A 12672-nucleotide genomic window follows, 5' to 3' on the forward strand; every position below is an offset into this window, starting at 1 on the left:
CATTGGTATTTAGGTAAAGAATACACACCCAAAGATATCTTAGAATTAATCTTAACTATTGTAGCTATCGTTTTTGTAATATTTGGTTTTTTAAAAAATAAAACATACTATGAAGATGTGTCTCTAGAATTCTACTCTATAGATACGCAAGGAAAATATTTACCTCAGAATATTTATGATGAAATAGCATTAGATGAAAGTCCCACAAAAATTGTTCTAGTTTCCCCTGCAAACGTGCCCATGAAAGTTGGCATCATGAAATTTAAAGATATGAAAAACGATAGTGAACTTATATATAAATCTATGGGTTACTCTAAAACTATTGAGCCTGGTGATGCACTAAAAATTGCCTATACAGAAAGTGAAGGGGTTCCTAATTATCAACTTCATATTTCAACAGAATATGGCGAAACAGATGTACCATTGATCTATAACGGAAGATACAACAATATAAATAAAACAAAAATAAAAGCTACTAGAAAAGTTATACCATATTTTTTAGACAAAATATTGAATTAACTATGTACCGCCCCTCATCGAGGGGCTTTTTTTAATATGATAGTACTTGACCTGGATAAATCAAGTTAGGATTTGATAATCCATTGCGCTGTGCCAGCGCTTGATACGTTGTGCCTAACTTAGATGCGATTGATGATAAATTATCGCCTGATCGAACAATGTATGTTCTAGTAACATTTGCTATTCCGCTCACTTTTAGAACTTGTCCAGCATAGATCATATTCGGATTGCTTAGTCCATTTAACGAAGCAAGTGCTTGATACGTTGTTCCGTATTTTGCAGCAATCGAAGATAGTGTTTCTCCATATTGAACGACATGAGTTTGGATAGCAGCTGATGGTTTATCCGGAACAGTTGTAGAATCTGGCAAGATTTCTACATTTGATTTATCAATCCAAGATAAAATATTTGCAAGTAAAACTTTATTGCCATTTACCTGTTGAACCTTGTAGCTTTCTCCTTTTACCCATTGTGGGATCGCTTCTCCAGTTGCCCAGTTTTTCGCTGAGAAATTCACTTTCACAGTGTCGCCCACTTTAATTTCTGATTTTGGCGTATCATTAGCTTCTTCCCCTGCATCCGTTGCTGGAGTGTCTGTTGCTGGTTTGTCTGAACCTGTATAACCATTGTCTGTAATACCAGTTAAATCGATATTACCATCTAATCCACCAGCAATATAAGTTGAGGTAAATTGATAGATACCGATACCGTCCAGCGATGGAAAAATATTCCAGTTAGGAGTTGGCGTTACATTATAATCAGGATAAGCAGAGATCCATAGCGAATCTGGAAACTCTTTGATTACTTGCTGATAATAAGCATTAGCTAATAAAAACGGCTTTCCTGAATAAAGCATTGGAGTATAGCCTGCTGCTTTAATTCGCCGCATACCATAAAGAATGGCATCCGTATTAGCTTGCTTATTGGAAGATGCCCCACCCTCGAAATCAATCGCTACAATTGAACCTTTAGGCGTTTGAATCTTTGGCAAGAAATAATCCATCGTTTGTTTAGCAATTGCTGGGGAACCCCACACATCCCACCAAATATAGGTATGCGCTCGTTTGCCTTGCGCAATTGCAGAAGCAACTTGCGTGGAGTAGGTCCATTGGTCATATAAACCAGCTCCGTTATAACCACCAATTTGTGCAATAGCAAATTTATCATGAGCGTACCCAAATCTTCCGTTCTCCCCTTGATAAATCGACCAATCCACACCCTGATCATTTTTTGCAGCAAACCCATTAATTGGCAATAAAAAAAGAGCCGTTAATAGGCTCATCGCAGTAATAGTAATTTTCTTTTTCATATTCTTCCTCCTATTTTTTCAAATTATAAGCCGACACACCAGTGATAACACCTAAAAATGTTGCTACTGCATTGATAGTCAGCACTGTCATATCTGTTCCATTCCATCCATACGCTTTCCCTAACATGGCTACTAAAGCAGATGCAGCTGGTAAAACTGTTAAAACCGTCCATTTGATGATTTGATAATACTTATCGGGTAAAATCATTTCTTCTTAACTCCTTTCTTTTTTACCTAGATCTTTCTCTAAATAAAGTTTTAATTTGTTGTGTGTGTTCTACCAATTTTTCTGCATGTGTATCTAATCTTTCATCGTGTTTCTTTAGTTCTTCATGAATAGTAATGCGATCAGATTTGCTTGCTTCTAAATCTTTAGTCAATAAATCTAAATTTCGGCTTACTTTTGAAAGAGTCTCAGTAATTTTCGAGAAAGATGCAGCAATCGGTCTAATTACTAATAAAATCAAAGAAACGATAGCGGTTATTGATCCTGCTATCATTCCCCATTCCCCTAAATTGATCATGTGACAACTCCTTGAATCAAAATAAAAAGCACATCAATTAAGATGCGCTCTCTTCTTTGCTAATGATTTTATCTGCTTCTTCGTCTGTAATGCATAGTGGAACGAATAGTCGAACTTGATCGTCAGTAAAACAGCCCCAATCATACATCATTTTCACATCGCTAAAACTAAACATACTACTCACCTCCCTTTGAAGCTGGATTTAGTTGCTCTTTAATTTCTGAAATGTCTTTGCTATTTTGGAACGAAGCAAGCATCGTTTTTGAATTGATTTGTGCTAAACTATCCGCTTTTTCTTTCAATGCAGTATTTTCCTGTTTAATTGCTACATTGTTTAGCATGAGTTTGGCGTTGAGCTGTTTTAAATCGCCGTTCTCATGTTCCAGAGCTTCGTACATCGCTTTGAGATTGTTTATATCGTTGTGATCTAACGCGTTCGCTAACACAATCCATTGGTTCAGTTTAGGATCAAACATCTGATCAGCAATCGTTAGCGGTTCGCCATCTGAACGAATTCCTTCAAGCGGTGGCTGATCCGTGTAAGGAACGGATACAAGCATGTCGTCCAATACTTTTCCTGCGTACTCTCCGCCAGTACGTCCATATTTCCAAATGTTTTTCATTTATTTCACTCCTTTATTTTTTTGTTTGCGTGTACCGTAAAGGACTAATTGAACAATAAGTACCATCTGAATCGCCAGGTATGAATACAAAAGTTGGCGTTGTGGTTACAGCTAGCCGACCACCGACACCTGTACTTGTTGCGCCGTAACCAAAGGCGGTTCGGTCAGGTTTCAACTCATTTGGTATATTTGTAGCTTGATTAGCACGTCCGAATGGATAATAACTTGTATCCTTTGTAAATTTTGTCCCTCCGGTCAGTTGGAACTCACCTCTAAACTCAATTTCATTATCACCATTTGCTTGATACGTGATTTTATATTGAGGTGGATTATTCTCAGTTACTTCGAAACCGTCCACAAGTGTAAGAGCAAGCCAACCTGTACTTTCTGCAACTGTCGCAACTTCTTTACCTGCAATCTGTAACCCATCCTCAAAGTTTTTTAAACCTTCAACTGACTGTGGTTCGGTTAAACTAACCGTATCATTCAAGCCTTTTTCAGCATATTCAGGTGTGATGTCCCAGCTGTAGTCGTTCGGATTGTTACTGTCTTTCAATCCTTCACCACAGTATTTAAACTGACTAATATTCGGGGTTCTAGTGTCACCTTTTTCAATCTTGAGCCAGTCAATTTGACATGCACCAACACTTGCATTTGGCGTTTGAATTATTTGAAGTATTTTAGGGTCAGTACTTACTTCATTTGGTGTAAAAGTTAATGACCACACATCTGTTAGACCTTCCACGGGTGACAAGTTACCATACCCCGAAATACCTGGGTTGAAAACTCTAAAGAGTTGAGTTGATGGTTTTGTTCCTTTTACGGTAATTGTATAAGTTTCTCCTACAACAAAAGGTTCTGTCATATTACCTTGATATAACACTGAACCGCTAGACTTAATAGGAAAGGTTTTTGTAGGATCAGCAATATTCTCACCCAAAGCCACCTTGCTCAAATAATACGGTGCATCAAGTAAGTTAGGCTGATATGGTGTGGCTTTACTTTCAGCAGAAATAGCTTTTTCTAACTTTATGTTCTCAACCAATACACTTCCTTTGAACGGCTTGTCTGTGGTTGTGTGCAATGTCATGTACATATATACAAACTGAGATGGGTCGGTGTTTGCACTAGAGTTACCTGTCAATTGAACTTTAGTTTTTTTGTTTAGTTTCATACCAGCAGGAAAAACAAGGTTAATTAAACTGGAGTTAGTTTCTTTTCTGATATACAATCTCAATTGGTCTGTATCAGCGCCGGTTGAGTCTAATATGGTAACGTCAGCGGATAAAGTATAATATGTGTTTGGTGCTAATGCTGTAATGTGTACTGTACTAGCAGATAACGATGGAGTACCGTCAAAAGTAAACTTTATAGCACTACCTACCTGTTCAGCCGTCATACCTTTAGGCGTATTAAAGTCACTCGCTTTTAAATTTGGCAACAAATTCGGATTCCCACTATAGTCATAGTCACCAAAGTCGATGCTGTTACTGTACATCTTTTTCAACTTGCCGAGATCGCCGATTTGCTGATTGGTTTTATCGATACGATCATTCGCTTTATCAATATTAGTATTGATAGTTGCGACATCTTGATTGGCTTTCGTGATTTTGTCGTTTGTATCTTTTACTTTCGCATCAATCTGCGTTTCGGATTCCTCAATTTTCTGTTCAATCTCTTGCTTTCCATCAGCTAGAATTTTTTCGATTTTATCGATTGTCTGACTGAAACCATTGAAATAATAATTTTCTAGTTCTGGCGTACTATCATCAATTGGACTGCGTTTGATATAAAAAGTAAAACGACCAGCTGTATCTAACGAGCGGTCGTTTGGGAAATCAATATATACGCTACCTTCTACGGTGCCTACGTATCCCAGTATATTATCCTCTAACACAATAGAAACAATCCCATTCACAGGATCTTCTACCGTAGCTAGATAGTCATGTTTACCATAACCACCTTCTGCCGTTGCAGATTTGAACATCAAGCGAATCGGAACAGTTGTCCCTTCGGGTAAGCTTTGAGGGATGCCGTTTTTCCGAACTAACTTCATTCGAAGCTTAGCTGTTCCTCGATCATGCGACCAAAAAACAACATTCGTCCTGTTTGGACTAGTGGCTTCTGCTTGAATCACAATGATCGATTCATTCATTTTATAAACCATTAACTTAACACCTGCCCATTGTTGATAATCAAACCTCTGCCAATAACTTTATTTTCAGTTGTCGCAAATCCTGCAGCTAGCTTGGCATATCTAGCAGTTGCTGCATCAACGTACACCCCAATGTTATTGCCTGAACCCTTCAAGTCGCCCACATTAAACTCTGATAGCAGACGAACTTGCACAGCTATGTCTTGATTAATGAATGTTGTTGAACCATACATATTCATCTTAGAAGTCCCACCTACGTATACAGCGTTATATGCCAATGATTTAGTATTCTCCGCAAATTTACACTGACTAATAGCCATATAGCCACTCTGTTCATTGACAATTCCATACTGTCTTCCTTGAAAAAGTGGAGAATTTGCAGCATCAACGATCTGCATTCCGACGATTTGACAATAGCCAGCACATGTTGCGAACATAATACTTCTAACTTTAACTGGACAATCAGACACTTGAGGGTCTAATGTGCTGGTATCATTTAAAGGACGTATGACAAATGTTCTAAATGTTAAACCATTGACATATACATCTTCCAAATACACCCCATCGCTAATCCAGATGGTGACAGATGATGTAGTAATTAGCGGAACTGAATTAACAGCAGTTTGAATCGTGAGAAATGGTTTCTCTTGAGATCCATCTCCAGTCTGGTCGTTTCCATCCTTTGAAACATAGATACTGATAGGTTCGTTATACCCTCCAATGATTTGCTGGACTGCTTTGTTTAATTGCTCTACTTGTGCTTTCTGACTAGCGGCATTTGTAATTAATTCACTATTTTGTTCATCTGTCAGGTTTTCATGTTCTAATAGTCTGCCATGCAGTGTGTCAAAAACTTCCCCTTTATTGTTAACTCGTGCATCCACTACTTCGTTTGGCGAATCACCGCCCGAGTTGATTACGAGATTATCAATTCGACTGTTCGTTGATTTGTCTTGATCAGACAATTTCTTTTCAAGACTGTTCAGATAATCAACGTTTTTATTGAATGTTTCTTTCCATTTTAAAGCGATATTATTTGATATTAGTTTAACAAGCCCCATCTACATCAGTCCTTTCTTAGCAAGATTTGCCAGTATTGAAGTGATTGTTTTCTTGGTATTTGATAATACAATCTCTGGCGCTTTATTAGGGATAGCTGGATAATCAGTAATTCCCACAACTTGAATGTAGGTACTTATATTCAAAGGTTCATAAACAAAAAGGAACTTATCCCCTTTGTTAAGAGATACGGCCCATTTTAGTGTTACGGATCCTGAAACATCTGGATAGTCGTGTAACTGCTGTTTTAGATATTCAATCATATTATTTTGGATAGTGTAACGTTCGTCTTCTATTGAGTCTTGTATCCTGATTCCCCATTTCTGTGATTCGGGACTGGTATAAGTAACTGGATTAAAATAATACGAGTCGTCTTCTTTTTTCTTACCAAACCCTTTAATTTGTGTTTTCAAAGCATAAGTATCAATATCAAACGACACTTCATCTGTATTATATTTATATCGGATTTGTTGCTCAGTTATATTTCCATATTCTGAAATGGGATAAAATACTAAGTGCTTATTGTTTGGTATCACAACGGCACCGTAATCTTCCAAAATTTCATTAATAAGATTTAAATAATTATCATTTCCAAAGTTCTCCTGTTCCTTTTTTAAAAATACATTATTGGGATCTACAACTTCCCAACTAAATCCTCGGTTTCCAGCTTTAAAAATATGAGTCAGAAGATCATTGATTGATTTTGTTCCAGATATGGTGTCATATTGCCATCCATCTTGAATAGTGTAATAGACATGAGTTGCTACTACATCTTTATAGATTTGGCTACCAGAAGCATAGGGTCTCATCTGCTTGATTGAATACTGCTGACCATCAAAAACAACATAGTTTTCATAGTCAATTAAATCAAAGGTTATTTGATTCCGTTTTGTTTCTGGTACAGTCACAGATAACTCCCACGTTTCATTTTGTTGCCACGAGACAGAAAAAGAATCCTTATCGTAGTTAATAAGGATTTCCTCTTTCGTTTCTTCATAATTACGTATTAATATGTTTTTCAAAGTATCACCTACTTATACAAAAAACGGAAATCCCAAGAAGATTTCACTCTAGTAATATTTTGAATTTCGATTTCATTGACCCCTTCAGCTAAAGTGATTAGTCCATGGTTTGTATCAATACCACAACTTACACCATTCAATTTTGGGTATACACCATCCAAAACTAACGTCTGCCCTAAATTAGTTGAGAGAGAAGGATAATAAATGAAACGATCGCCTGTGGTCTTATTGAAAATAGTCACATTTCCTTCTGATTCTCCTTCGAGGGTAATACGTAAATCTGACTCTCTCGGATCAATTTCAAAACTGCCAGCATTAAAAATCTTAAAGAAACTAGTATTGTGTGTATAACTAAAATCTTCAGAAACTAGACCTTGAGAAAACTGCCAATCCTCATCCAAACTGAAATCAGATAAAGTCGTTGCCATCGATTCAGAATATCCTTTATAGGCGGAAAATGATACAACACAATTTCCTTTAAAATATGCCTTTTTGGTTATAGTCATACTCTCAACGATCACTGGAAATCTTTTACCAGGTTCTTTCGTATAGATAAAGTAGTATTCAGCTTCTTTATTAAATAGTTCTCTCAATTCTGTTTCAGTCAAAATAAGATCATTTAGATTGTCTGCAAAATAATCAAATTCAAAAGTAATAGGAAAAGAATCAAATGAGTGTGTCAGCAGCTTTTTTCCTATTGAACCTGCATAAGAAGAAAATTCATTTTTAGGTACTGGCATCCCAATTTTTATATCAATGATTTTTATTCGGTAATTTGCTAGTAAGTCAAATTTACCTGTACTAAATTGGAGAAATACTGATGTTTTATCATCCATTGAAATTCTTTCCTCTCATATATAGTTTTCTTGCTAATGATGAACCAGTATATTCATCTACACTTTTGCTGACTTTCTTACCGTCTAGATGACTAATTACCTCAACTGGACGATTATTCAAAGCTTGAGACAGCTTCTGAAGTGAACTTTCTGAAATTTCGCTTGTTAAAAATCCACTCGAATTGCTTGATACATTATTTGCTGAAGCAGGTCTAAATTGTTCTCTGGACTGAATGGCTTTCATTATTAAAGCATCTGCAGAAGGTTTAGCAGGATTTATCATAAACTCTTTTGGATAAGCTGGGTCTTCTCCAATCCAAGCCAACTCAGGACCATTCACTTCTCCACCATCAGCATAACCATGCCCCATTCCAATATTCGCAAAGAAGCCAGCACCTGTTCCATATTGAGCCATGATATATCTTAAACCGGCTAAGATACTATCATATCCATTAAAAATATTGCCATGACCTGGCATCTTATAAGCATTGAAAGTAGCACTAATCGTTTGCATCAATCCTTTTGCTAAGTCTCCAGTAATGGTATTAATATCTGTATAACCACCTTGAACAGCTTTCTCATTTCCGCCTGATTCTGTTTGTATCTGACTAATGATTCTGTCTATATGCCCTTTATCTGTTGGAAATCCGACCATTTTTGCAGCATCAATTACTTGGCTTCGCCATCTTTCAGCACCTGAACCAGCAGGAGAACTACCGCCTCCTGCTTTGAAAATATCTCCTGATCCTAATTTACCAGTGATATGCAAATGGTCGTAATGATCATTATCTGGCCATGGTTCCCATGAACCAGTTGCTGGTTGCCCTGATTGACCTGTCCTATCTCGAACTTTACCTTGAGTAATAACATAGCCAACCTTATCAGCAAAATTCTCAAATACCCAGTTTGCAGGATCAAAATATTTGCTTGAACCATTCATACTTGCTGGGTAGGCAATATCAATCGCTTGGTGTTTTCCGTGGTAATAAGGGTCTCCTGGTCGATAACCCGAAGTGATACCACTCATGCCAAATTTACTTACTGTTTGATTTGCAATATCTACTAAATATTTATAGACATTGTCATCCATCGCACCATCGAAACTACCACCGCCATTTTCTTCGTTGAACTTATCAAAGAAACTTTGTGCGTATTCGATGATCTTATCTTTTATGCTAGAGATACCGCCTGCAGCTACTTTATATTCAGCTGAATCTCCAAGGTTGTCTAAAAAGTCAGAAACACCAAGTTTATCAGCAATCGTATCATAAGCTTTGCCGGCACCATCTGAAACGAAAGACCATACATCTTTAGCTTTATCTTTAACCCAATCAAACATATTCGTGATAGTACCCCAGACACCGTCTTTGTGTGCGGGTAGCCCCTTTGTCATTGCCAAGAATTCTTTAGACATATGATGGGGTAAAATTGAAGTACCAGCTTGCAGAGGACGAATTTCTGGACCGCTAACACCCACAGGGAAAATACCTTTAGATGGATGATGAGCAAGCTCGAATCCTTCTTCCCCAACCAGAGCAATTTCGTCTTCGGTCAATCCACTAGAACCTTTTGCATGAGCACCAAATTTGAACTTAATAAGGTCGTTTCCCCAATCTTTGTTCAATGCATGTATCAAATGGCCAATACCGTGTGCGACACCTTCAACAATGGATCCCATGTTTGTTTTCATTTCATCCCAAGAGCCTACAACTTCACCTGTTTCACCATCAACAGCACCTTTGTGTTCTCCGGCCTGTTGGGTTGCTTGATCTACTACTTCTTTATGAGTTTCTTGGGCTTTCTTTATTGATTTATCCCTTTTCTCAGTAGCAGCTGTGACAGCATCATCTCGCTCTTTCTTTGCTTGTTTCACAACCTCATCATACTGCTTCTTGGACATAGTCCCATTTTCATAACGTTCTTTGTCTGCTTTTTCAACAGTTTCTTTGTATTTTTTATCAGCGGCACTTATTGAATCATTTGCTGTTTTTTTGGCATCTTTAATGATCGTGTCACGTTGTTCTTTAGAATTTAAGATAGCAGTTTTCATTTCTTCATGAGAGAGTTTGCCCTTATGATCTTTCAAATCCTGCAAAATATCTAGCTGTTTTCCCGAAGCTATTTTCGTTTCTTTGCTAATTTGCTCGTTCAGCTTAGACTGCGCTTTACTCATGTTTTTAGCATATTTTTCCTGCTCTTCTTCTAACTCTTTGTTCAATTCTTTTTTATATTCTTTACTATCTTTTCCATATTTTTTTGCGATATCTTGGAGTTTTTTGGTACCACCTTTTTCGATTTTTTCCACATTGGCATAATGTTCACCAGAATAAACTTGCATAGCCTTGAGAGCTTTTTGATGATTCTTTTTCTGTTCATCATCATTTTTCTTTTGTTTAGCTAGGGCTTTGTCAGCTTCTTTTTGGGTCATTAATCCATTTTTAACGAAATAATCATAATCACTTTTAGATGATTTTTCTTTCTTTTTATAATATTTTTGTATAGAGTCTGACATATCTTTGAATATTTCAGTCGTTTGGACTTTCTGTTTTTTTAATTCTTTATCGCCTTTTGGTGTTTTGACAGCTATTTTATTAAGTTTTTCCATCTCTTTGGTGTAAGTTTTTGAAAGCTCTTTTGCATTTGATCCTACATTTTTACTAAATTTTTTAGTTATATCATGTCCTATATCTCCCAAAAAGTTCGTTAAGTTAGGTGCATAGCTTTTAAATCCTTTGCCAATATCTTTCCCTAGATTTTTACCTAATTCAGTTCCGCCAAGTCCACCCAATCCTGCACCAATTGCAGTTCCAATTCCTGGTAAAATAGCAGTTCCAATAGCTGCTCCTGCCGCACTTCCGCCTAAAGAACCACCAAAAGCCCCTAGTTTTGAAGAAGCTGATCCTTTACCCAACAGTTCAGTTGCACTGGCAAGTACCCCAGCAAAAGGTAGCACTTTGCTTACTCCTTTACTTAGTTTTGCTAACCCACCTAGTTTAGAAACAGACTCTAGTGCATCATCAGCAATAGTAGCGACTCCTTTACCACCTTTTGGTAAGATTGTTTCAGCAATTTCAGCACCTACATTTCCTATATTTTTAGTACTTGCCTTTTTGCCAAACGAGAACCCTCCACCGCCTAAAAAATCAGTAATTGTTTCAATAGCAGTCATTTCCTTTAATGTTTTTTTTGCTTCTTTTAACATTTTAATGAATTCATAGCCTTTTTTAACAGCAAACATTATAACCAGTGCTTCGCCAAAGAGCTTTATTTCATCTTTATGTTTTGCTATTTTTCCTATGATTTCATTTATAGTGCCTAGTGGATCTTTTAATGCTTTAGATTTATCATCAACCAATCCAAAAAGATCAGCGATATCAAAAAGTAAATCTTTACCTTCTTCCCATGCCCCTGAGAACAAGGCTCCAACTATTTTTTTTACATTATTGGAAATATTCGTAAGAGTATCCTCATGTTTTTGAAAATATAAAAAGACATCTGCAATGTGTTGAAATACACCTACCACTGCATCAGAAGCCTTATTGACCATGCCAGTCAAGTTATCTTTTCCTAAATGATCAATAATGTCCATAATTCCAGAAACAACATTGGCTCGTAAATTACCAACTGCACCCTCAAAAGTTGAGGTGGATTTAGCAGCTTCGATAGCACCATCATTCATACCTAATTCAGTAATGGCTGTATTGAATTCATCAGCAGATATTTCGCCTTTTTCCATTGCTTCACGGAAGTTCCCAGTAAAAGCACCGTTTTTCTTCATTGCTTCTTGAAGTACGCCAGAAGCGCCCGGAATAGCATCAGCCAACTGATTCCAGTTTTCTGTTGTTAATTTTCCCGCTCCTGCCGTTTGTGTCATGACCATTGCTACAGATTTGAACGTTTCAGCATTACCACCGGCTTGAGCATTTAAGTTTCCGGCTGCCTGAGTCAATTCAGTGTAATTTTTAATGCCGTTAGCTGCTAACTGTGCTGTGGTATTCGAAACATCTGATAGATCATAAACTGTATCATCCGCATATTTTTTTACTGCTTTTGCTGCTTTATCAATTTCTTCATCGCCAAAACTACCCAATTTCATAGTAGAGCGGAATTTATCCATTGAATCAGAAGCTGCTAAACCTTCTCCTACTAAATCTGTAAAGCTTCCTGTAATAACTTGAACCGCTTGAGAAGTCGCACCTGCTACTGCTCCAATAGTAAGTTTATCTTTTAAATTTACAAATTTTGATTCAGTTTTTTCTGCAGTTTCGCCTAATTCTCTGGTCTCTGTTTTAGCTTGAGTAGTATCTGCTGTAAATGTTGTGCTTTTTTTATCCGGAATTTTCGATACTTGATCTTTAGCTTCACCTGATTTTTCTTTGACATCAGTATTATCTGCCGTAAGTTTTACTTTGGTAGTTTTCCCAAGTGAATCATCTATTTTTTTCTTAGTTGAGATTGCCTTTTCTTGGATTGCCTTTGTTTCAATAGCAAACTGATCATCCATCTGTTTTCCAGTATTTGCACCTAATTTGGATAACAAATCATCAATAAAATTAGCATCTGTTTTAAATTTTGGTAAGTTAGAGAGCATGACATCAATATTTATCGTCGCATCTGCAGCCATT

General features: G+C 36.9%; 11 protein-coding genes. 1 reads left to right on the forward strand and 10 read right to left on the reverse strand.

Going from position 1 to position 12672, the window contains the following annotated elements:
- On the forward strand, positions 1–519 hold a 519-nt coding region (locus MKX69_RS13760), incomplete at its 5' end, for a hypothetical protein (RefSeq protein WP_341010584.1).
- 31 nt (positions 520–550) lie between these two features.
- On the opposite strand, the gene MKX69_RS13765 is transcribed toward MKX69_RS13760, so the two are convergent.
- The 10 genes from MKX69_RS13765 to MKX69_RS13810 are packed head-to-tail and all read right to left on the reverse strand — an operon-like array spanning position 551 to position 12671.
- On the reverse strand, positions 551–1828 hold the full coding sequence (locus tag MKX69_RS13765; protein WP_341010585.1) for a LysM peptidoglycan-binding domain-containing protein: 1278 nt from the start codon (positions 1826–1828) through the stop codon (positions 551–553).
- A 10-nt stretch (positions 1829–1838) separates the two neighbouring features.
- Positions 1839–2036 (reverse strand): phage holin, encoded by a 198-nt coding sequence (locus MKX69_RS13770; RefSeq protein WP_002336349.1) that lies wholly within the window; start codon positions 2034–2036, stop codon positions 1839–1841.
- 22 nt (positions 2037–2058) lie between these two features.
- A complete protein-coding gene (locus MKX69_RS13775) occupies positions 2059–2352 on the reverse strand; it encodes a hypothetical protein (RefSeq protein ID WP_002333313.1) in 294 nt (97 codons plus the stop codon).
- Positions 2353–2389: 37 nt separating this feature from the next.
- Positions 2390–2527 (reverse strand): XkdX family protein, encoded by a 138-nt coding sequence (locus MKX69_RS13780; protein ID WP_002290625.1) that lies wholly within the window; start codon positions 2525–2527, stop codon positions 2390–2392.
- A gap of 1 nt (position 2528) precedes the next feature.
- Complete coding sequence (locus MKX69_RS13785; protein ID WP_341010586.1) at positions 2529–2975, reverse strand: hypothetical protein; 447 nt, start codon at positions 2973–2975, stop codon at positions 2529–2531.
- Positions 2976–2988: 13 nt separating this feature from the next.
- Complete coding sequence (locus tag MKX69_RS13790; protein ID WP_341010587.1) at positions 2989–5142, reverse strand: BppU family phage baseplate upper protein; 2154 nt, start codon at positions 5140–5142, stop codon at positions 2989–2991.
- On the reverse strand, positions 5142–6191 hold the full coding sequence (locus tag MKX69_RS13795; protein WP_341010588.1) for a hypothetical protein: 1050 nt from the start codon (positions 6189–6191) through the stop codon (positions 5142–5144). The genes MKX69_RS13790 and MKX69_RS13795 overlap by 1 nt, the downstream gene beginning before the upstream one ends.
- On the reverse strand, positions 6192–7211 hold the full coding sequence (locus tag MKX69_RS13800; protein ID WP_341010589.1) for a phage tail protein: 1020 nt from the start codon (positions 7209–7211) through the stop codon (positions 6192–6194).
- A gap of 8 nt (positions 7212–7219) precedes the next feature.
- Positions 7220–8047 carry a phage tail domain-containing protein gene (locus tag MKX69_RS13805; protein ID WP_215717291.1) on the reverse strand — a complete coding sequence of 276 codons (828 nt, stop codon included), beginning with the start codon at positions 8045–8047 and terminating at the stop codon, positions 7220–7222.
- Positions 8040–12671, reverse strand: a complete 4632-nt coding sequence (locus tag MKX69_RS13810) for a tape measure protein (RefSeq protein ID WP_341010590.1) — start codon at positions 12669–12671, stop codon at positions 8040–8042. The genes MKX69_RS13805 and MKX69_RS13810 overlap by 8 nt, the downstream gene beginning before the upstream one ends.
- Between the last annotated feature and the right edge of the window lies 1 nt (position 12672).

Source organism: Enterococcus sp. FSL R5-0957, from assembly GCF_038008005.1.
Lineage (GTDB): Bacteria > Bacillota > Bacilli > Lactobacillales > Enterococcaceae > Enterococcus_B > Enterococcus_B faecium.